16 protein-coding genes are annotated in these 21,008 nt (G+C 72.0%); 4 read left to right on the top strand and 12 right to left on the bottom strand.

The features are described 5' to 3' along the window. Positions 1 to 85: 85 nt before the first annotated feature. Positions 86 to 805 (top strand): YoaK family protein, encoded by a 720-nt coding sequence (locus GVV04_RS24135; RefSeq protein WP_161690747.1) that lies wholly within the window; start codon positions 86 to 88, stop codon positions 803 to 805. A gap of 87 nt (positions 806 to 892) precedes the next feature. Here GVV04_RS24135 and GVV04_RS34070 read toward each other — a convergent pair whose 3' ends face one another. The 7 genes from GVV04_RS34070 to GVV04_RS24170 all read right to left on the bottom strand — a co-directional run bounded on the left by GVV04_RS34070 (position 893) and on the right by GVV04_RS24170 (position 9,967). Beyond that, positions 893 to 1,723, bottom strand: a complete 831-nt coding sequence (locus GVV04_RS34070; protein ID WP_161690749.1) for a nuclease-related domain-containing protein — start codon at positions 1,721 to 1,723, stop codon at positions 893 to 895. Positions 1,724 to 1,885: 162 nt separating this feature from the next. Beyond that, complete coding sequence (locus tag GVV04_RS24145; protein WP_161690751.1) at positions 1,886 to 4,033, bottom strand: alpha-N-acetylglucosaminidase; 2,148 nt, start codon at positions 4,031 to 4,033, stop codon at positions 1,886 to 1,888. A gap of 2 nt (positions 4,034 to 4,035) precedes the next feature. Next, entirely contained in the window at positions 4,036 to 5,355 is a 1,320-nt protein-coding gene (locus GVV04_RS24150; protein ID WP_201754075.1) for a Gfo/Idh/MocA family protein, read from the bottom strand. Positions 5,356 to 5,408: 53 nt separating this feature from the next. Further along, on the bottom strand, positions 5,409 to 6,269 hold the full coding sequence (locus GVV04_RS24155; protein ID WP_201754076.1) for a carbohydrate ABC transporter permease: 861 nt from the start codon (positions 6,267 to 6,269) through the stop codon (positions 5,409 to 5,411). Continuing rightward, positions 6,266 to 7,222: a carbohydrate ABC transporter permease gene (locus GVV04_RS24160; protein WP_161690755.1), complete on the bottom strand. Its 957-nt coding sequence runs from the start codon at positions 7,220 to 7,222 to the stop codon at positions 6,266 to 6,268. The genes GVV04_RS24155 and GVV04_RS24160 overlap by 4 nt, the downstream gene beginning before the upstream one ends. After that, positions 7,219 to 8,595: an ABC transporter substrate-binding protein gene (locus GVV04_RS24165; RefSeq protein WP_161690757.1), complete on the bottom strand. Its 1,377-nt coding sequence runs from the start codon at positions 8,593 to 8,595 to the stop codon at positions 7,219 to 7,221. The genes GVV04_RS24160 and GVV04_RS24165 overlap by 4 nt, the downstream gene beginning before the upstream one ends. A gap of 34 nt (positions 8,596 to 8,629) precedes the next feature. Beyond that, positions 8,630 to 9,967, bottom strand: coding sequence for an alkaline phosphatase family protein (locus GVV04_RS24170; protein WP_161690759.1), 1,338 nt, complete (start codon positions 9,965 to 9,967; stop codon positions 8,630 to 8,632). Positions 9,968 to 10,064: 97 nt separating this feature from the next. Here GVV04_RS24170 and GVV04_RS24175 point away from each other — a divergent pair, with 97 nt between their 5' ends. Then, a complete protein-coding gene (locus GVV04_RS24175) occupies positions 10,065 to 11,087 on the top strand; it encodes an Lrp/AsnC family transcriptional regulator (protein ID WP_161690761.1) in 1,023 nt (340 codons plus the stop codon). An 18-nt stretch (positions 11,088 to 11,105) separates the two neighbouring features. Here GVV04_RS24175 and GVV04_RS24180 read toward each other — a convergent pair whose 3' ends face one another. From GVV04_RS24180 to GVV04_RS24200, 5 genes are all read right to left on the bottom strand, one after another. Then, positions 11,106 to 12,359, bottom strand: coding sequence for an MFS transporter (locus GVV04_RS24180; protein ID WP_161690763.1), 1,254 nt, complete (start codon positions 12,357 to 12,359; stop codon positions 11,106 to 11,108). Continuing rightward, positions 12,352 to 13,557 (bottom strand): cytochrome P450 family protein, encoded by a 1,206-nt coding sequence (locus GVV04_RS24185; RefSeq protein ID WP_161690765.1) that lies wholly within the window; start codon positions 13,555 to 13,557, stop codon positions 12,352 to 12,354. Before GVV04_RS24185 ends, GVV04_RS24180 begins: the two co-directional genes overlap by 8 nt. Before the next feature lie 48 nt (positions 13,558 to 13,605). Next, a complete protein-coding gene (locus tag GVV04_RS24190) occupies positions 13,606 to 14,265 on the bottom strand; it encodes a DUF5825 family protein (RefSeq protein ID WP_161690767.1) in 660 nt (219 codons plus the stop codon). Next, complete coding sequence (locus tag GVV04_RS24195) at positions 14,246 to 16,144, bottom strand: RiPP maturation radical SAM C-methyltransferase (RefSeq protein WP_161690769.1); 1,899 nt, start codon at positions 16,142 to 16,144, stop codon at positions 14,246 to 14,248. The genes GVV04_RS24190 and GVV04_RS24195 overlap by 20 nt, the downstream gene beginning before the upstream one ends. A 154-nt stretch (positions 16,145 to 16,298) precedes the next feature. Then, positions 16,299 to 18,131 (bottom strand): prolyl oligopeptidase family serine peptidase, encoded by a 1,833-nt coding sequence (locus GVV04_RS24200; RefSeq protein WP_328822563.1) that lies wholly within the window; start codon positions 18,129 to 18,131, stop codon positions 16,299 to 16,301. Between the two features lie 280 nt (positions 18,132 to 18,411). On the opposite strand from GVV04_RS24200, the gene GVV04_RS24205 reads away from it, so the two are divergent. Together GVV04_RS24205 and fxsT are read left to right on the top strand one after the other, a co-directional pair. Continuing rightward, positions 18,412 to 18,858 carry a hypothetical protein gene (locus GVV04_RS24205; RefSeq protein ID WP_201754077.1) on the top strand — a complete coding sequence of 149 codons (447 nt, stop codon included), beginning with the start codon at positions 18,412 to 18,414 and terminating at the stop codon, positions 18,856 to 18,858. A gap of 95 nt (positions 18,859 to 18,953) precedes the next feature. Next, on the top strand, positions 18,954 to 20,993 hold the full coding sequence (gene fxsT / locus GVV04_RS24210; RefSeq protein WP_161690771.1) for an FxSxx-COOH system tetratricopeptide repeat protein: 2,040 nt from the start codon (positions 18,954 to 18,956) through the stop codon (positions 20,991 to 20,993). Positions 20,994 to 21,008: the final 15 nt, after the last annotated feature.

Genomic DNA, 21,008 nt, shown 5'->3' on the forward strand with positions numbered 1-21,008 from the left:
GGCGGGGTAGCGGGAAGAAGCGCTTCGCGCAGTCAGTGACACGGGCCGGGGAGAGCAGTCGTATGGGTGGCATCCGGGGCCGGGGTTGACCGGACCCGGCGATGGGGACGAATCCGATGGGTCGGTCCTGCCCAGGCGGTTGGTGGTCCGGCTGTTGGTGGTGCTGACCGTCGCGTCCGGCTGCCTCGACGTGTTCTGTCTGACCCGGCTCAATGGCTTCTTCGCGAGCGTGATCACCGGAAACCTGGTGCAGTCCGGGCAGGCGATCGCCACGGCGGATGCCGGGTTGTTGGCGAGTGGGGCGGCGGCGGTGGGCGGTTACGCGCTCGGGGTGGCCGGCGCCACCGCGTGCCTGCGGCGGGCCAAACCGGGGTGGGGCCGCCGCACCGGGGCCGTCGCGGTGGCCGAGGCGGTGCTGCTGGTCGGCGTGGCGGGCGGCTGGGCGGGCACCGGAGCGCGTCCCGGGTACGCCGGCGGGCTGGCGCTGCTCCTCGCCGCCGCGACGGCCAGTGGGATGCAGAGCGTGGTCACCATCAGCTCCGGGGTGCGGGGCGCGTCGACGACGTACCTGACCGGCTCGCTGACCAAGGTGGTCCGCAGCGTGGTGCTCGATCCGCACCGGTTCGCGGCGGGAGCGGGCGGGGTCAGCCGGCTGCTGGGACTGCTCGGCGGCGCCGTGCTGGGCGGGTGGACGCTGCGGGTGGCGCCGCTGTGGGCGCCCACCCTGGCGGCGGCACTGGTGGTCGGCGTGGTGCTCGTCGCCGGGGTATCGGCGGGCGTCACCGCCCGGAGGAGGCGCAGGTGAGGGCCGTCGTGCGGTGCCGCCGGCCGCGTGGGGTACGCCAGGCCACGGACGGGTCGGAAACAGATCCTGACACCCACGGGGCCGGTGTCAGGAGGAGCGTCTACGCCGCCGGTTCTGGTGAAAGTGGTGATCGCGGCGGATCAGCGCGACGATCTCCGCGCCGGCGTCGAGGCTCAGCGGTGACGAGCGCTGCCACATCTCCTGTACGAGGTACTCGGGCTGGGTCGCGACGACGTCGACGGTGAGGTTGTCGCAGCGGCCGATCTGCGCCCCTTCGTGCATGAGCATCACCGCGCTGCGGACCGGCACCCGATGATGGTTGCGGCTGAGCCAGGCCGCCAGGTCCCCGGCCACGTCGTTGACCTGGCGAGCCCAACTTCGCCCCCCACCGTCGATGGCCGCCCCGGTCTCCACGACGTTCCCCCAGCGGTCGAGCTTCTCGAACGACCAGACGTCCCCGTCGGCGTGCAGCCGAACCCGGCGCAGCTTCACCTCGACGGCCCACACCCCGTGCGGTCCGACGAGGACGTGGTCGGTCTCGCCGCGCCGGTTGCGGTAGCCGCGCAGCATGACCCACTCGTCGGACAGGCCGGACAGTCCCCAGGCGAGAGCGTCCTCGCCTCTCACCCCGGCGGCCCGCTGCCGTACGACGTGTCCGATCTGCTGCACGCCATGCTGTGCTTGGAACGCCTGCTGCCGGGCCTGCGTGCTGCGCCGTTGCGCGTCGTTCTCCTCGGGGGTCGGCACGGACAGCAGGCGCTTCCACAGCGGCTTCGCCCGCCGAGCGGCCCGCAGCTCACCGGCGGCCTGGGCGTCGGCGGCGGCCCAGGCGACCAGATGGGACTGGGCGCTGTGCAGTTGCTGTTCGGCCTGGCGCAACTGCTGGCCACCGTGGTCGGACAGGTACTCGATCCGCACCAGATCCTCCTTGGCCGTCGGTCCCGCGCACCTTTCCTACCACACGAATCAATGGCCCGAGGTGGCGTGGAGGCCGGGGGGACTGCGGCCTGCGTCCCTCTGGTGGGGGTGGGCTGCTTGGCGGGCGACCGCCTGGACCCACCCGGGGAACATCACCATCGATCAGTGTCCGAGTCGGTCGAGGATGCGGGCCGCCACGTCGAGGGTGTTCCCCTCCGGGGCGGCGAGGTAGCCCCCGATCGCCCCCCGCCAGGACTCCTCGTGCTCGACGACGGGGGCCCGCAGGAGGTCGACGTCCGGCTCCTGCCCGGCCGTCGCAGCCCCGGCCAGCCAGTTCGCCCACAACTCCCAACGGGGCAGGTAGTAGTCCCGGATGAGGCCCGCCCAGTGCCGTCCGGAGTAGTCGTGCAGTCCGCTCGTCTGGTGTCCCCAGACGGAGATGAGACTGCGGGCGTCCCGCTCCATGACGTCGGCCTCAGCCGGCGACCCGCCCCACGCGCGGGCGTCGGCGATCCACCGGCCGACCCGGGAGTCGGCGCGCGTGCCGGCGAGTTCGTCGAGGTCGAGCAGAGCCATCCTGAACCGGGCGAAGTGGCCCAGGACCGCGTCTCCGTCGCGCTCGGCGAAGGCCGCCACGATGCCGCGGATGTGGACCCGGCACCCCTGCGCCACCACGTGGCCGACCAGATCGACGACGTCCCGCTCGGTCTGGCCCCGGACCCCCGCCTCCGTCGCCCGGCCGAGGAGCAACCGCGCGGCCTCGGCGATCCGGGGAAGGCCGCCGAGCACCGTCGGGTCGTTCTCGGCGTCGATGTTCGCCGACTGCCGCTGGGGCTCCTCGTCCTGCGGGACGAACTCGCCGGCGAGGCGCTGGGCGGCGAACGGCGTTTCGGCCGACCACGGCCGGGCGATGACCGGAGACGGGATGGATCGGGTACGTCCGGGCGCGTACAGCGTGTCGGCCAGGATCTGCCAGGCCGTAGCGAAGTCGGCATGCCCGGCCGCGTAGCGCTGCCGTGCGAACGAGCGCAGCCAGTCGCCGAGCTGCGGAACGTCCCAGGCGAGGTCGGTGGCCAGCTCGTAGAAGACCGCGTTGTTCTCGATCGCCTCCGGCGCGAGCCCGATGCCGGCGAGCCGGGACGGCCGCGTGCGCCTCAGCTCGTCGACGTCGCGCCGCAGGCCGCTCAGGTCGCCGAAGAGAGCGAAGCGACCGCCGAAGTTGTGGATCGCGCACCAGACCCAGCGCCGCTCGAACATGCCGTCGCGGCGCCACATGGGTGCGTGCTCGCCCCACAGGTCGAGCAGGATGAGCCGCTCCTCCGGGACGCCGGAGAGGAACGCGCGCACGCGCTCCGGCCTCCAGAAGTCGCGCTGGTAGTGGAACGGCCATCCGGCGAGCACCCAGGTCGCCTCCGGGTCGCCGGCCGACATCGCCCGATGGACCGCCCCGCCGACCGACGCCAGATAGTCGGGATCGTCGGACGGCGGCACCGACTCGGTGAACGGGTCGACGGCGTAGTGATGGTCGGTGCCGAACAGCTCACGCTGGATGCTCATGAACTCACCGGTCAACCGCGCGAACCGCTCGCTGTCCGGGGCGAGGAGCCGGGTGTGCCAACCCTGCCACTCGATCTCGCCGGCCGACGGGTCTGCCAGCTCCGGCGGCACGTGCCCGCCGAACATCGGCAGGATCGGTGTCATGCCCAGCGAGCGTTGCCGCTCCAGGATCCGCCGCGCCAGCTCGACGCGGCGCTCGATCCAGCTCGCCGGCAGCGGCCCGCCGAACGAGTTCATGTTGCCCATCCACGTCCACGGGAAGTGCGCCGCGCTGCCGATCCACTCGTCGATCCGGGCCGCGTCGAGCCCGGCACGCCGGAACATCTCCGCCAGCACCGCCTCGTGGCCGACCTGCATGAGCGGGTGGGTGACGCCGTGCAGCGCCATCCAGTCGATCTCCTGCTCCCAGCGGTCCCAGTCCCAGTACGCCGCCGAGTAGCCGTAGGTTACGGCGTTGAGGTAGTAGCGGACCGGGAACGGGCTGGTCAGCCGGGTCGGGGGCGCGTCCGGCCACGGCTGCGGCCGGGGGTCGAGCCGCGGCTGGTCCCAGGTCACCTGACGGCCGGCGTGGGCCTTGAGGTACTGCGAGAACGCGGACGCCGCGGCGACGGCGTCCGAGCCGCGCAGGGTGAGGACGCCGTCGCGGCACTCGTATCCGGCGGCGGCGGCGTCCCCGCCGGCGGGAACCCCCTCCACCCGCACGTCGTCGGCGGTGCCGGCGACGCGAGCCACGAGAGCGCGAACCTCGTCCACTGTCACAGCTCCTCAAGGGTGTGGTTCAGCCGCGACCGCTCGGCGGCGAAGGCGACGAAGTGGCTCTCCACGCTCTCCTCCAACGAGCTCGGCGCCGCCTCGACGTCCTCACCGGCCAGCGCGCGCCGGACGCGCTCGGTGAAGTCCTTCATCAGCCCGGCGTCGCCGCCCCCGTGTCCGGTGAAGGCCTCGGTGACATCGTTGACGTCCCCTTGGTCACCGGCGCCGACCTGGAACGTCTCGTCGGCCTGGAATGTCTCGTCGGTCTGGTGGGCCTCCACGCTGGGTGGCGTCTCGACGAAGGGCGTCAGGTTGATCCGGCCCGTGCGCATGTCCGCGGTGATCTGCCCATGGCTGCCCATCAACGTGATCGTCCGGGTGTTCCACGCGGTGAACGCCGAGACCACCAGCGACGCCGTGACGCCGTTGCCGAACCGCAGTGCCGCCGTCTGGTGGTCGACGACGTCGTTGTCCATCCGGTAGACGCACCGCCCGTAGTCGGTCACCCGCAGGGCGCGTCGGCGGCCGGCCACGCTCGTGTCGTTCGTGACGACCGTGACGGGCGGCCCGTTGACGGCGGCGAGCTGGTCGACGTACAGGCGTTCGGCGTTGTAGGGGCAGGTGTCGGCGACCGCGCAGCCGTCGACGCAGCGTTCGGTCGACCCCTTCGGGGCGTGCTCGGCCCGGAAGTGGCGGCGTTCGCCGAAGGAGGCGACCGCCGTGCACGGCTCCCCGACCAGCCACCGGAGGATGTCGATGTCGTGGCACGCCTTCGCCAGCAGCATGGGGTTCGACTGGTCGGCACGGTGCCAGTTGCCGCGTACGTAGCTGTGCGCGAAGTGCCAGTACGCGATGTTCTCGATGTGCGAGATGCCCTGTAGCTCGCCGATCCGGCCCTCGTCGAGCAGACGGCGCAGGGTGCGGAAGAACGGGGTGTAGCGCAGCACGTGGGCCACGGTCACCGTGCCGGGGCTGTCGCGAGCCGCGGCCGTCAGCCTGTGCAGCTCCTCGGCCGTCGGCGCGATGGGCTTCTCGAGCAGGACGTGGTGGCCCAGTTCGAGGGCGCGGAGGGTGGGATCGACGTGATCACGGTCCGGCGTCGCGACGATGACGGCGTCCCACGGCCCACGCGCCGACAGAGCCTGCGGCCAGTCGGTGAACCGTTGGGCCGCCGGGATGGCGTGCGCGTCACCCAGCCGGTCGCGGCGCTCCGCGTCGGGTTCGGCGACCGCGACGACCCGGGCCGCCTCGGGGCGCTCCAGGCACCACTGGGCGTACGCGTGGGCGCCGCGACCTCCCGCGCCGAGTACGAGCAGTCGCACTGGACCCGATCCCGGTGTCACAGGGCCTGTCACGTCGATCATCCTTTCGGTGTTCACTTGTCCGCCCCCGCCGTCAGGCCGGCGACCATGAAGCGCTGGGCGAGGAAGAAGATGGCGATGACGGGCACGGTCACCGCGATGGAGCCGGCCAGGAGCACGGTCACCGGCACCTGGAAGTCGGTGAGCTGGGCGAGACCGAGCGGAGCCGTCCATCGGGAGCGGTCCTGGACGAGGAACAGCAACGCGTAGAAGTACTCGTTCCAGGCGATCATGAAGACGTAGATGGCGGTCGCCACGACGCCGGGCAGCGCGATCGGCAGCACGACCCTGCGCAGCATCGTCGGCAACGAGCACCCGTCGAGCAGCGCCGCCTCCTCGACGCTCTCCGGCAGGGCGAGGAAGTAGTTGCGCATCATGTACAGCGCGACGGGGACAGTGGCGGCGACGTAGATGACGAGCAGCCCGACGAGCGACCTGGAAAGCCCCAACCGGCTCAGGATGACGAACTTCGGCACCGCGAGCACGATGCCCGGGAACAGGTAGACGGCGAGGATGATCCCGCTCGTGAAGCGGCGGCCCCGGTACCGCAGGCGCGCGACGGCGTACGCCCCGAAGATGCACGCGACGATCGATATCGCGACGGTGGCGAGGGCGACCAGGAGGGAGTTGAGCACGAACCGGCCGAGCCCGAAGCCACCCGCCGACTCGTCCTTCATCGCCGTGACGTAGCTGGACAGGTCGATCTCGCCGAGGCCGGGGACGATGTCGAGGGGTTCCAGCAGCACCGCGGAGTACGGGCGCAGCGAGAGCAGCACCCCGTAGAGCACGGGGCCCACCGCGCAGACGAGCGCGACGGTGATGAGCGTCCACCGCAGGACGTTGACGGGGCGCGAGGGCCGCATGGCTGAACTCACAATGCCTCCTTCCGCCGGGAGAGCAGGACGTAGCCGGCCAGCAGCACGCAGAGAACCAGCGACATCAGCAGTCCGTAGGCCGCGGCGCTGCCGATGTCGGACCGGGTGACCAGTTCGGTGTAGACCTTGATCGCCATGACCTGGGTGCCGCCGGCGCCCTCGGTCAACAGGTAGACGTCGTTGAAGTTCTGGAACGACCAGATGAACCGGATCAGCAGCAACAGCAGGAGCACCCCCCGCAGTTGGGGAAGGATGATGTGGCGCAGGTTCTGCCACCGGGAGGCTCCGTCCAGCGCCGAGGCCTCCTCGATCCCGCCCGGCACGTTCTGCAACCGCGCGGTGACGAAGAGGAAGGCGAGCGGGAACGACTTCCAGATCTCGAAGGCGATGACGACGAGCAGCGACACCGGCACGGGCAGGCCCGCCACGTCGGTCGAGGTGGTGCTGAGGAAGCCGACGGGACTCTGCCAGCCGAGGTACTCCTGGCCGATCGCGTTGACGATGCCGTACTGCGGGTTGAGCATCGTGCGCCAGATCATGGCCGCCGCGATGACGGGCAGCACGTACGGGATCAGCAGCAGTGCGCGGACGATCCCCTGGCCGCGGAAGGGGCGGCGCAGGGCGAGGGCGAGGAGCAGGCCGACGCCGATGGACCCGATCGTGGTCAGGGTCGCGTAGATGACGGTGGTCCAGAGCGCGTCCCAGAACGCGTCCGACTGCCAGGCGTCGACGATGTTGTCGAACGTCCACTCGATGGTGGACGGGGACAACCGGGGGATGTCGATGAGTCTCGTGTCGGAGAACCCGAAGACGAGGACCAGGAGGAAGGGGAGCAGGACGACCAGGGCGATCAGCAGCAGAGTCGGGCCGGTGAGCAGCTGGCCGTTCAGGTTCTCCCGCTGGGAGCGGCTGAGCCGCTCCCAGCGGGAAGACCGGCGTGTCGGCGTGCTCACAGGTCGGCCTGGACCTTCTTGACCTCCTCGGCCATCCCCTTCGTCACCTGTGCGGGCGACTCCCCGCCGTAGAGACGCTCAAGGAACTGCGCGAGCACGTTCTCCGCGGTGACCGCCCCGGCCAGGGGCGAGTCCTTCGTGCCCATGCCCCACAGGCTCACGGCGTTGACGCCGTCGCGAATCTGGGTGACCATCTCCGGGCCGTACAGCTCGGCGACGGAGCTCTTGGCCTCGGGCCCGATGCCGAGCTTGCCCCACGCGTCGAGGTAGGCGTTCGGGTCGGCCTTGGTCCCGTTGCGCAGCGGGATCCGGCCCTCGGTCGCCGAGGCGAGCGTGTCCGAGTAGCCCTCCTCCATCATGAACTTGATGAACTCCTTCGCCCCGGCCGTGTTGGCGCCCTCGGGGATGCCGTAGCCGAGCGTGGCGCCGTACTGCGCCGGATGGCTCTGGTCGAGCACGGTGATGAACCCGGAGTTCTTCGAGAGGAACGCCGGGTCGGCCTTGCACTGCGGGCACGTCGTCGGGTTGGCCTTGTCGAGGCCGGCCAGCTCGTCGAGGATGTGGGTCGAGAAGAGCAGCATCGAGGACTTGCCGGCGAGGTACGCCGCCCGCGCGCTGGTCACGTCGAAGTCGCCCTGAGCGCTCGAGTCGCGCAGGACCTTGAACTGCTCGGCCGCCCGGGTGCACTCGGGGGAGTCGATCGTGACGTTGCCGTCCTGCACGAGCTGACAGCCCGCGCTCTGGAACATGGAGTAGATGCCCTCGGTGCCGGACGGGGTGCCGGCCTGGGTGCCCAGGGCGATGCCGGTCACCCCGGTCGCCTTCATCGTGGTGGCGGCCTTCGCCACCTCCTCGAGGCTGGCGGGCACCTTGACGTCGGCGGCCTGGAGGAGGTCCTTGCGGTACACCAGGAGGTGCACCCAGCCGTCGCTCGGCACGGCGCCGACCTTGCCGTCCAGGCTGAACGCCTTCAGGGCGTTCGCGTTGAACGTGTCGGCGCCGAGCTCCTCGACGACCTCCTCGGCGGCCTTCGTGTTCAGCAGCCCCTGGGAACGCCAGGCGGCCGTGGTCGTGGCGCCGTGCAACATCACGTCCGGTACGTCCCCGGAGGCGGCACCGGTCGCCAGGGACTGCTTCTGGTCGGTCTCGCTGAGCGGTACGACCTTCACGGCGATGCCGGTCTTCTCGGTGAACCGGGCCGCGACCTTCTCCTGCGCGGCGACCCGCTGCGGGGTCGTCTGCGGCGTCCAGAAGGTGATCTCTTTGGCCTTCTCGGCCTCCGAATCGCCCGATGCGCCGCAGGCGGCGAGGGTGGTGAGCGCGGTCGCGGCGGCGATCGCCGCCGCGAACCGGCGCCTGGTCAGGTGGGTCATGTCGGGCCTTTCCTTGATGTGCGTGTGGTGACGATCAGGACCGCTCGACTGCCCCGCGCATGACGTGCCCCTGTGAGGTGGCCGGCGGCTGCACGCCGAGGAGTGCGCTGATGGTGGCGGCCACGTCGACCAGGCCGACGTTGCGCAGCGGGACGTCGCGACGGATCCCGGCGCCGGAGAGCACCATCGGGACCCGCGCCTCCGGCAGCGCGCCGTGCGAGGCGCGCGGGGCGCCGTCGGCGAGCGTCGAGAGATGGTACGGCTCGACCGGCTCCACGACGAGGTCACCGAGCTTGTCGCTGGCGCTCATCCGGCGCAGGTCCCGCTGGTCACGGACGGCCGCGATCCCCGGGATGCCCTTGATGATCCTGGCGATGCGGCGCGCGTTCTGCGGGGTGTCCGCCCTGCCGCTCAGGGTGATGTCGGCGGTACGGGGCGAGGCCACGATGACGATCTCGCTCGCCGGGTCCGGCACGCCGCCCGAGGAGGAGATGACCTGGACGGTGAGGCCCGTCCCGGACAGCCGGTCGAGCACCTCGGGCAGCAGCGGAACGGTCCACTCCCGGGCGCCGTGGTCGGCGGTGACGAGGAAGGCCGTCCGGTCCAGGATGCCGGCCTCGCGGGCGGCGTCGCGGACCCGCCCGATCTGGGCGTCCACCCGGGCCAGGGCGGCGGGCAGCTCGGGGTCGGAGAATCCGCCGTCGTGCAGCACGCCGTCGACGTCGTCGCAGTAGACGGTGATCAGGTCCGGGATCGCGGCCGGGTCGACCATCGTGCCGCCGGAGTTGACGGGCTCGCCACGCAGCAGCGCGATCGCCTGGTCGGCGCGGGTCTCGCAGTTTCCGCCCGGCTGGGTGTACAGCGCGGCGGGGTCACCGTACGTGGCCCCGTAGTTCTGCACCGCGTACCACTGGAGGTAGGCCGAGGTGCGGTCCTGCCGCTTCAGCGACTGGGCGATCGTCTCGACGCCGGGCTCGATGTACCGCTCCTGGGAGACGCCGCGACCGGTTTCGTGGTTGTAGTAGTAGCCGGTGTTGCGGTGCACGGCGGGGTACGCGCCGGTCGCCGTCGTCGTCCGTGACGAGTTGGAGTACGACGAGTACGACCCGTCTGCGACGCCGTGGGCGCCGTTCTCGATCAGCGCCCGGATGTTGGGCAGCTCCGCCAGATCGGCGTAGCGGCCGTCGAGGAAACGGGGGTCGAAACCGTCGAAATCGAACATGATCACGTGCTGCGCGGGCCGCGTTCGGCTCTTCGCCGTGTCGGACGACGCCGACGCCGTACCCGCTGGCAGCACCGCCGCCGCGAGCAGTGCGACCGTGCCCGCCGCGACGCCTCTGGCCGCGTTCGAGCGCCTGATCGGATGCGCCACCTTCTGCCTCCTCAACCCCGTGCTGGCCGTGGACGAGAGTCTGCCGGAGGCACGAGGCAGATTGTCAAGATCATGGTGCGAGATGCAAGATTCCGGTATGAAGAACCGCTCAGGTGACGGGATCGACGGATCCTTGGACGAACTCGACCGCCGGATCGTCGGTGCCCTGCTCTCCCATCCGCGGGCCACCCACGCGCAGATCGGCGAGGCGGTGTTCACGTCGGAGGCGACCGTGTCCCGGCGGATCCCGCGGCTGCTCCGCAGCGGAGCGGTCCGGGTCATCGGCGTCATGGACGGCGAGGCGACCCGCCGGGCGCGATCGCTGTTCGTCCGGCTGCGCTGCCGCCCGGACGCCGCCAGCCGTTCGGCCGAGCACCTGGCCCGGTGGGAGGAATGCGGATCGGTCAAGCTGCTCACCGGCAGCGTGGACTGCCTCGCCGAGGTTTCCTACACCTCCAACGAGCACCTGCTCCAGCTCATGTTCAAGCAGCTGCCAGGCCTGGACGGCGTTCTCGCCGTCTGGAGCAACCAGGTGATCCGCAGGTTCGCCACGCCACACAACTGGAGCCCGAGCCTGCTGCCGGCCGAGGTGGTCGACAGGCTACGGGCGCAACGGATGGATCGCTGGGACGAGCAGTCACTCGTCGAGGCGCCGCCGCGGCTCAGCCCGCTCGACGAGATGATCGTCGGCAGCCTCGCCGCCGATGGCCGCCAGGGTTGGCAGCAGCTGGCCGAGCGGTGCGGCGCGAGCCCTGCCACCGTACGGCGGCGGGCCGAGGCGATGATGGCGGCCGGGTTCCTGCGCATGCGGACGGTTGTCGAGCCCAGCGTGGTCGGTCTCGCGGTGAACGCGTTCATCTTCCTCAGCATCAACCCCACCCAGCTCGGGCAGGCCGGTGAACTGCTCGCCGCGCACCCGGCCGTCCTCATGATCGCCGCGACGACCGGGGACCGGAACCTGTGCGGCGAGGTCGCGCTGGAGAATGACGCCGCGCTCTACGAGTTCCTGTCCGGCACCATAGGCCAGCTACCCGGCCTGCAACACGCGGACATCGCCGTTGCCCTACGTTCCGTCAAGCGGGCGGGGATGGTCCTGCCGCTCATGCCGGGCAGTCGTTGACCGGCATGCCAGGACGGCCTACCCGTCGCGGAGGGCTCGGCGGGAGAGCCCGAAGCTGAACGCGGCGCCCAGCGTCGCCGCGGTGGCCAGGAAGAGCACCCCGCTTCCGAACGCTTCCACCACCAGCCCCGCCGCCACGCCGGACAGCGGGAAGAGGCTCAACGCCGCGAAGAGGATGGCACTCATCACCCGGCCGAGCAGGTGGGCGGCGGTGTGCTGCTGGACGACGGTGATGATCAGAACGTTGGTCACGGTGCTGGCGACCCCGGCGACGACCAGCGCGACGACGGCACCGGCGTAACCGGCGAACGGCACGAGCGCCACCGCCCCGGCCATCACCAGCCCGGAGAGCATGGCCGTGGCACCGCGCCGTCGTAGCCCGGCCAACCCCGCGGTGAAGAACCCGCCGGCCAGCGAGCCTCCGGTGAACGCGGCCAGCAGGCCACCGAAGCCACCGGCCCCGGCGGCCAGGTCGGTGCTGGCCAGCGAGGGCAGCCCCACCCGGATCATCCCGCCGACGGTCAGGTTGGCCGCGGCGGTCACCGCCAGGACGGTCCGCAGCAGCGGCGACCCGCGCAGCAGCTGCCAGAACGTCAACCGAGGCGGCGGTGGCGTCCCGTCGGTGGGCCGGGCGACCGGAGAGACCCGGCGATGGTGCACCCCGATGGCCGCGAGACAGCCGGCCGAGACCGCGAAGGTGAGCGCGTCGACGCCGAACGCGACGCCCGGCGAGAGCGCGACGACGAGCAGCCCGGCGACCCCGGGCCCGACCAGGCCGGCGGCGAAGCCGGCGGTGCTGTGCAGCGCGTTGCCGGCCGCCAACTGGTCGGCGGGGAGCAACCGGGGCGTGATGGCGTAGGCGGCCGGCTGGAACAGGCCGGCCCCCAGGCCGGTGCCGGCGACCAGCACCCCGAGCAGGACGAGATCCGGGTCGCCGGCGACGGCGGCCACCGCGATCGCGGCGGTGAACACCAACCTGCCGAGGTCGGATACCAGCATTACCTGCCAGGGGCCGATCCGGTCGGCGAGGGTCCCGCCCAGCGGCGTGGTCGCCAGCCGGCACAGGCCGTAGACCGCGACCAGCAGCCCGAGTTCCCGGGCGCCCCCGCCGACCTGGTAGACCAGCCAGGGCAGCGCGACGGCGTGGAACGCGTCGCCGAAGACCGACACCGACTCGGCGACGAAGAGCAGCCGGTAGTCGCGGGACCGCAGCGGCTCCAGACTGAGCCGGGGCCACAGCCGCCGGGGGGTTCGGGTGGCGGAGTCAGCCATGCGTGGCCACCGGCAACGATTCCAGCCCACGGAGCATGATCGTGTTCCGCCAGCGCAGGTCCGCGTCGGTGCCGGCCAACGTCAGCACCGGAAAGCGGCTGAGCAGCGCGTCCAGCGCCACCTCGCCCTCGAGTTTGCCGAGGAACGCGCCGACGCACCGGTGCAGCCCGTGGCCGAAGGCAAGGTGCCCGGCGTCGCCCCGGTCCAGGACGAGCCGGTCGGCGTCGGGGAACCGGTCGGGGTCGCGGTTCGCCCCGCCCAGCGACACCAGGACCAGTTCCCCGGCGGGAATCTCGACCCCGTCGACGTCCACCGGCTCGGTGGTGAACCGCAGGGTCGCCATGCTCACCGGGGACTCGTAGCGGAGGAACTCGTCGACCGCCATCGGCAGCGCGGCCCGGTTCCGCCGCAACCAGGCGTGCTGGTCGGGGTTGCGGAGCAGGGCGAGGGTGGCGGTGCCGAGCAGGTTCACGGTCGTCTCATGGCCCCCGATCAGCAGCAGGAACACCATGCCCACGATCTCGTCGTCGGTGAGCTGACCCTGGTCGCGGGCCGCGAGCAGGACGGTCAGCAGGTCGTCGCGGGGGTCCGTGCGCCGCCTCGCGAGCACGACGGCGATGTGGTCGGTCAGCTCCCGCATCGCCCGCCCGAAGGCCTCCGGGTCGTCGCCGTGGGTCAGGATCGCCGTCGACCAGCTCCGATAGGCGGCCCGGTCCTCCGGCGGGAAGCCGATCAACTCGCAGATGACCAGCATGGGCAGCGGGAAGGCGAAGTCCGTCACGAGATCGACGGTGTCGCGGTCGGCGATCCCGTCGAGCAACGTGGTGGTGACCCGCTCCACCAGCTGGCGCATGGCCGCCACCCGCCGGGCGGTGAAGAACCCGTGGATCAGCCGACGTAGCCGGGTGTGGTCGGGCGGGTCGCTGTTGAGCATGTGGACCATGTCGCTGCCGAGCGTCACGCCCGCCACCCGGTCGTCGGCCAGCTCCTGCGCCCGGCGGACGTCCTGCCCGAACCTCGGGTCGGCCAGCACCGCCCGCACGTCGCGGTACCGGGCGACCACCCACATGGGCAGGCCCTCGTCGCTGTGCAGGATCGACACCGGACCGTTGGCCCGGATCCGGGCCAACGTCGGGTACGGGTCGACGATGAACGGGGCCTGCCGTGGCGGCGTCAGCTCGTCCTCGGCGGTGCTCATGGGTCTCCTCGGGGTGACACGGTCGGGGGAGCTGGACGGTCGGGGGAGCTAGACGAGCAGGGCGGGGAAGGGCCAGCGGTGGGCGCGGGTCGGCAACCACCACAGGTGACCGGCCTGCTCGACGACCAGGTGGGCCCCGACGAGGTCACGGCGCACCTCGGCCGGCACCTCCGTCGCGGCGACGCCCTCCACCAGCGCCGTGATCGCCGTCAGGTGACCCGGCTCGTCGATCGTCACCACCTCCAGGGAGCCGGACCGCCGGTCGCGGATCTCCACGAACCCGGGTCCGCGCCGGTAGACGCACCGGCAGAGGAAGAACGCCTCCCACCAGCGGGTGGTGACCGTGCCTTCGGGGTCCCCGTCGAGCCGTGCCGGCGGGTGGAGGTGGGTGAACAGGTCGCTGCCGTGGCACCCGTCCCGGCAGCGTGCCGTCCAGTCCACCGCGACCCCGTGGGCGGTCAGCTCGCGGATCAGCACGAGGGAACGCGCCGAGGTGGCGTCGGCGTCCCCGCACAGGTCCACCGGGTGGGTGAGCCGCGCGTGCCGTGCGCCGTCGCGGTACCAGCCGGCCACCGTCGGGCCGCACGGCCCGACGAGCCGGTGCGTGCCGAGCGCCATCCCGGGCAGCCGCGCGGCGGCCGGATCGTAGTCCCGGGACAGCTCGACCTGGAGCTCGGTCGCCCCGAAGTCAACCCGCTGCGACGGCATGCCGGTCCTCCCCGCCGCGCGCGGTGGCGTCCGCCGCAGCCCGATGATGGTCGATCCGGGCCAGCACCTGGTTGTGCGACTCCACGGCGGTGTGCACCCAGCAGCCCCCCTCCCGGAACACGATGCCCAGCTCTGACCAGTGGTCGAGCAGTGGTTGCACCACCGCCGCCCCGCCGGGTGTCCGCGCGGCCAGCGTGGTGGCGGTCCGGGGCTGTTCCAGCAGCCGGAACAGCCCGACCTCGACGGGCGAGGTCAGCTCGCACACCGACCAGTCGTACGCGGCCCGCCGGCTGACCAGCACGATCCGGTCGTCGATCTCCTGGCAGGTGAGCCGGCTGACCGGGTACTTGGCCCGCCACCGCTCGATCGCCGCGTCCAGCGCCGCCGCCTCGTCCGGGCCGATGCCCTGGGCGACGGTGGTGAAGATGTACGCCAGGTCGGCGAGTTCCCCGGCGGGCAGGTCGTAGATCTGCCGGTACTGCGGGGCCGGCTCCAGCACCGGGAAGCCCAGTTCCGGCTGGTTGAAGTACGGGCTGAACCGCTCGATGGCGATCCGCGCCGCTCCCATCGGCGGATCGAGGTGGTGCAGCGCCGGCAGCTGCGCGATGACCTCGGTGTAGTCCTCGGCCGTCTCGCCGGGGAACCCGTACAGGTAGTTCCAGCTCGTCGTCACCCCGGCGCTCTGCGCCTCGCGCAGCGCCCGGACGTTCTGGCAGCCGGTCACGCCCTTGTCCATCAGCCGCAGGACGTGGGTGCTGAGGTTCTCCACCCCCGGCTGGACCTGCACCGCCCCGGCCTCACCCAGCCGTCGGAAGTGGTGCCGGCGCAGGTTGGCCTTGACCTCGAAGTGCAGGCGGACGTCGTAGTCCGACTCGGCCAACCGGAGCAGCACCGAGTCGAAGTACGCCATGTCCAGGATGTTGTCGACCACGATGAAGTCGAGCAGCTGGTGCCGGCGGGCCAGGTCCAACACCTCGTCGAGGAAGCGACCCGGGCTCTTGCTGCGGAACTGCATCGACGAGCCGTTGAGACCGCAGAACGTGCAGTGGTGCTTCTCGCCCCACCAGCAGCCGCGCGAGCCCTCGACGATCAACTTCGGCGCCACCCACTCGGCCGCCGCCGAGGCGTCCAGGCGTTCGACGAAGCCGGTGTAGTCCGGGGTGACGATCCGCGCCGGCGGCAACGGTTGCGCCGACATCGGGTTGGCCCGCGCGGCACCCGTCGCGTCCCGCCAGCACAGCCCGGGGACGTCCGCGAGGTCGTCCGCCGCGCCGCCGAGCACGTCGAGCAGGCGGGGGAAGGCCACCTCCCCTTCGCCCCGGACGACGAAGTCGAGGAACGGGAAGTTGCGGTGCAGCGCCGCGCCCTGCACCCCGTCGCAGTTGGCCCCGCCGAGCACGGTCCGCACCGCGGGCCGGCGCTGCTTGAGCAGGCGGGCGGTGGCCAGGCTGGCGGTGTTCTGCTGGAAGGTGCTGGTGAACCCGACGACGTCCGGCGCGGCGGCGTCCAGCTCGGCGACCAGCGTCTCCACGAACTCGGGCACCAGCTCGTGCAGCGCGGCGGTCATCGCCGTCTCGGCCGGGCTCGATCCCGCGTCGGCCAGCAGCCGGCGAAGCGGCGTGAAGTCGCGCCGCTCGCCGTAGAGCGCGCCGGCGAACACCCAGTCCCCGGCGCCCTGGAAGTAGGACGTCTCGGAGAAGTACTGGTATTCGGCCAGGCCGAGGGGAAGGCGGTCCACCACCCAGTCGACGAAGTCCAGGTTGGCGTAGCGGACCTGCACGTCGTGGCCGGCGGCGCCGGCCGCGGTACGCAGGATGCCCAGGGCGAGCGACGGGACGTCGAGCGATCCCCACGGCATGTGCACCAGGACGACCTTCATCGCCGGTCTCCTTTCGACGGGGCGGACATCGTTCCGGGGCAGCGCAGCAGCGCCCCGGAACGACGCCTCGGACGTGCCGTCACCGTTGCCGGGTCACTTGCCGGTGGGTCGGGGTGCCTCGGTCACCTGGGGCCGCGCGGCCGGGACCGCCCGGTCAAGATCGAGGAGCATCTTGACGATGACGGCGCCGCGGTCCCGCTCGCCCGTGCTGATCGGGTCGTGCCGCACAGTGCGTCGCTTCATTCCATTCACCTCCCTCCGGTTGGTCCGGGGTCGGACCCCGCCGGTCGCGGTGGTCCTGGCTGGGGGACGCCGGAGTCCGGACGCCCGGCGGCAGCACCGTGGCGGCGTACCGGAGCAGGGCGGAGAAGACGGTCGTCTGGTCGGCGGCGTCCCCGTGGTGCCCGCCGGTGGTCCAGACCACCTCGTGCGGCACCGACCGGTCCCGCAGCGCGGCCACGTACCGCCGGACCGCCTCCGCCGGGCAGCGTTCGTCGTCGGTCGCGGCGGCGACGAAGAGCGGCCCGCGGACCCGGTCCAGGTACGTCATCGGGTTGGCGGCCCGGTACCGGTCGGGAACCTCGGCGGGGGTGCCACCGAAGAGTTCCTCGTCCGCCTCGCGCAGGGCGGGCAGCGCCGTGCGGTGGGCCGTGGAGTAGTCGGCCACCGGGGACACCGCCAGCCCGACCGCCCAGTCGTCGGGCTCGACGCCCATCGCGAGCAGGACCAGGTAGCCGCCCCAGGAGTAGCCACACAGCCCGATCCGTCCCGGCTCCGTGACACCGAGGTCGACCAGGTGCCGGCGTACCGCGCCGAGGTCCTCCAGCTGCGCCAGGCCGACCCGGTGGCCGAAGTCGTGCCGCCACCGTGGACCGTAGCCCGTGGACCCCCGGTAGTTGGTGCGCACGACGGCGTAACCGGCGCCGGTGAGCAGCTCCACCCGTGGGTCGTAGCTGTCCCGGTCGTGCAGGAACGGCCCACCGTGGAGCAGGAAGATCATCGGCCATGGCCCGGTTCCGGGCGGGGTGGCCAGGAAACTGTGGATCCGACCGTACGGTCGGGAGGTCCACACCTCGCCACGTCCGGACGCGGTCGGCGGGGCCGGTGCCGGGTGGCGGTCGGCGGCCGGGTCGACGACCAGCCGGCGCGGCGGCACCGCCTCCCGGCTCCACACGTAGTGGATCCCGCCCTCGGGCGAGCAGGCCAGGTCGAGGATGGTCCCGGGCGGGGTGGGCAGGACGCTCGGCGCGCCGCCGACGAGGTCGGACAGGAGTAGCCGGCTGCGCCCCGACCGATCCTGTTGGATCAGCACCCGGCGGCCGTCGACGTACCAGTGCGCGGTGATCTCCGTGTCGAACGCCAACTGCTCGTGCGGCCGGATGTCGTGCCCCGCCCGCCAGGTGGCGACGGTGTAGCGCCCGCCCGCCTCGACGACCACCAGCAGGGTGGGGTCGTTCCCCGAACCCGGGCGGAACTCCAGTGCCCACACCCGGCGGTGCCGGTCACCGGCCAGGACCTCGGTGCGGCCGTCGGTGAGCCGCACCACGGTGACCGCGGTGGGGCCGTCCGGTCGTCCGGCCAGGGCGAGCAGGGTGCCGTCCGCGCTCAGGTCCACCAGGGGCACGTAGCCCGGGGCGGTCGCCAGCAGGTGCGCCGGCCCGCCGGGCGTCCCGAGGAAGTACCGGGACTCCGCGCCGAACCCGACACAGACGACCGCCAGCTTTCCGGCGTGGTCGAAGGCGATGCCGTACGGCCGGCCTGGTGGCACCCCGGTCAATGCGGGGGCGGCCGGCCCGTCCTCGAACGGCTGGCGTCGCCAGAGCCCCACGCCGTCCGGGTCGGTGTCGAACCACCAGACGTGGCCGCCGTCCGGCTCCAGGTCACAGGCGTCCACCCCGTGCCGTGCCTGGGTCAGGACCCGGCGACCACCGGTGGCGCGGTCCCAGGAGACGACCTGGGAACGGCCACCGACGTCGTCGAGTTCGATGGCCCGGAGCGAATCGTTGGCGGCGAATGCCGGTGCGCGCAGTGGAATCACGACGACCCCGTTCCTACGGACGGCCGGAGGACCGATGGTAATCGAACCCTGACTATGTGTAAACGTCGAGATCCGCCGCATTGCCTTGAGCGCTACCGACTTAATCGGCTTGGCGGGATGCACCGGAAACCGGGCACTTCCGCCCACTCGTCCGCTTTGGCCGGTCGACATGCACGCTCTTGGTGGGCGGTGACAGAATCGGCTGGTGTCCTGAATGGAGGAGGTCGCGGTGACCGGTGTCGAATTGATCGCGGCGGCGTTGGCGGCGGGGGCGGGTGCGGGGACCAGCGCCGCGGTGGTGGATGTCTATACGGGGCTGCGTGACGCGTTGCGGCGTCGGCTGACAGGTCGCCGTGCCGCCGAGCAACTCCTGGAGGCCGACGAGGCCGATCCGGGGGTGTGGGAGAGACGGATCGGCGCGGAGCTGGCCGATTCCGGGGCGGACCGGGACGAGGAGATCCTGACCGCAGCCGGCAGGCTTCTCGATCTGGTGGACCCGGAAGGCTCCCGGGCCGGCAGATACCCGGTGGATCTGCGCGGGGCGCGGGGTGCGCAGATCGGCGACGGCACCCTACGTGTGGACACCACCTACGGGCCGACCGCGGGCATCATGACCGGCCCGGTCAGCGTCAGCTACGGGCAGCTGCCGGTCCCCCCGGCCCGGCCGGAGGCGTAGCGGGGTCGCCCGCCCCCGGCACCGACCCCACCGGCCCCACCGCAGCGGTACATCTCGGCGCCACCTACGGTCCGGTGGGCCAGTTTCACGCACCCGTGACGATCAACGCCGGTCGAGTGGTGCGGTGGCCACACCGCGTCGGGGTGGTCCCGACGATGGCCGACGGCTACCGGCACCGGCGGATCACCACCGAGCTGGAGCAGGCAACAGCGGGTGGCGGGGCAGCGGCGCTCACGCGGGTGCTGTCCGGGCTGGGTGGGGTGGGCAAGACCCAACTGGCCGCCGCCCACGCCCACCATGTGTGGTCGCGGCAACGGGTCGATCTGCTGGTATGGGTCACCGCCGCCACCCGGCAGGGCGTTGTCGCCGCGTACGCCCAGGGTGCGTACGGAGTCCTCGACACCGCCGACGAGGAGGGGGAACAGGCCGCCACCCGGTTCCTGGCGTGGCTGGCGACGACCGACCGGCGGTGGCTGATCGTGCTCGACGACCTGCGGGCCCCCGCCGACCTCACCGGTTTGTGGCCGCCCGCCACGCCCACCGGCACGGTGCTGGTGACCACCCGCCGCCGCGATGCCGCTCTCGCCGGCGGCGAGCGCCGGCTGCTCGACGTCGACGTGTTCACCCCTGGCGAAGCGACCGCGTACCTGCGGCACAAACTGCCGCACGAGCCCGTCGACCAACTCCACCAGCTCGCCGCCGACCTCGGCCACCTTCCGTTGGCGCTGGCTCAGGCCACCGCCTACCTCACCGACCGGGGGCTGGACTGCGCAGCGTACCGAGCTCGGCTGGCCGATCGTCAACGCGCGCTCGCCCACCTGCTGCCCGAGCCCGAGGCGCTGCCCGACGAGCACCGCGCGACGGTCGCGGCGACCTGGTGGTTGTCGATCACCGCCGCCGATCTGCTCCACCCACGAGGGCTGGCCCGGCCGCTGTTGGAGCTGGCCGCGATGTTGGACCCCAACGGGACCCCCGTCGGCCTGTTCACCACCTCGGCGATCACCGACTACCTCAGTGGCCTCGACCGGGGCGGAAACGCCGAGCCAGTCGACCGGGAGGCGGTCGCCGACGCCCTGCGCAACCTGCACCGCCTCAGCCTCGTCACGCACGGCGCCAGCCGGCTCCAGGTCCACGCCCTCGTCCAACGGGCCACCCGCGACCAACTCACGCCGGGCCAACTCGACACCGCCGCCCGGGTCGTCGCCGCCGCGCTGCTGGAGCTCTGGCCGGACCCGGAACGGGACGACCCGGCCGGCAGCCAGGTCCTGCGCGCGAACACCGCAGCACTGTACGAGCACCCCCGCCAGGCCCTGCTCGACCTCCACTGCCATGCCGTGCTGTTCCGGGCCGGACGCAGTCTCGGCGACACCGGCCAACCCGCCGCCGCCGTGGCCTACTTCACCGATCTGCACACCGACTGCCTGCGAGTGCTCGGCCCAGACCACCCGGACACCCTGACCGTCCTTCACAACGTCGCCCAGTGGCGGGGTGAGGCCGGCGACCCCGCCGGCGCGGTCGAAGTCTTCACGCGGGTGCTGACCGAGCAGCTCCGAGTGCTGGGCCCCGACCACCCCGACACGCTGACCACTCGCAACAACCTGGCCTACAGCCAGGGCCGAGCCGGTGACCCGGCCGGCGCGGTCGAAGCCTTCATCCAGGTGCTGGCCGATCGCCTGCGGGTCATGGGCCCCGACCACCCCGACACCCTCTCCACCCGCAACAATCTGGCCTACTGGCGGGGTGCGGCCGGTGACCCGGCCGGGGCGGTGGAATCCCTCCGGCAGGTGCTGGCCGACCGGTCGCGGGTGTTGGGCCCCGACCACCGACATACGCTGAGCACCAGCAGCAACCTGGCCTACTGGCGGGGTGCGGCCGGTGACCCGGCCGGCGCGGTGGAATCCCTTCAGCAGGTGCTGGCCGACTACCTCCGTGTGCTCGGCCCTGACCACCCACACACCCTGACCACCCGGCGCAACCTGGCCTACTGGCGGAGCGAGGCCGGTGACCGCGCCGGGGCCGTCGAGGCGACCGAGCACGTGCTCGCCGATCAGCTTCGAGTGCTCGGCCCCGGCCACCCCGACACTCTTGTCTCCCGACGGAACCTCGCCCGGTGGCGAGACAACGATGAGGGCTGACCGACGCGACCCAGG

The organism is Micromonospora rubida (genome assembly GCF_009908295.1).
GTDB lineage: Bacteria > Actinomycetota > Actinomycetes > Mycobacteriales > Micromonosporaceae > Micromonospora > Micromonospora rubida.

Excerpts from the sequence above, each read along its gene's own strand:
- GVV04_RS24190 (WP_161690767.1), bottom strand. The coding sequence starts at position 14,265 with ATGCCGTCGCAGCGGGTTGACTTCGGGGCGACCGAGCTCCAGGTCGAG.
- GVV04_RS24195 (WP_161690769.1), bottom strand. The coding sequence starts at position 16,144 with ATGAAGGTCGTCCTGGTGCACATGCCGTGGGGATCGCTCGACGTCCCG.
- GVV04_RS24185 (WP_161690765.1), bottom strand. The coding sequence starts at position 13,557 with ATGAGCACCGCCGAGGACGAGCTGACGCCGCCACGGCAGGCCCCGTTC.
- GVV04_RS24180 (WP_161690763.1), bottom strand. The coding sequence starts at position 12,359 with ATGGCTGACTCCGCCACCCGAACCCCCCGGCGGCTGTGGCCCCGGCTC.
- GVV04_RS24175 (WP_161690761.1), top strand. The coding sequence starts at position 10,065 with ATGAAGAACCGCTCAGGTGACGGGATCGACGGATCCTTGGACGAACTC.
- GVV04_RS24165 (WP_161690757.1), bottom strand. The coding sequence starts at position 8,595 with ATGACCCACCTGACCAGGCGCCGGTTCGCGGCGGCGATCGCCGCCGCG.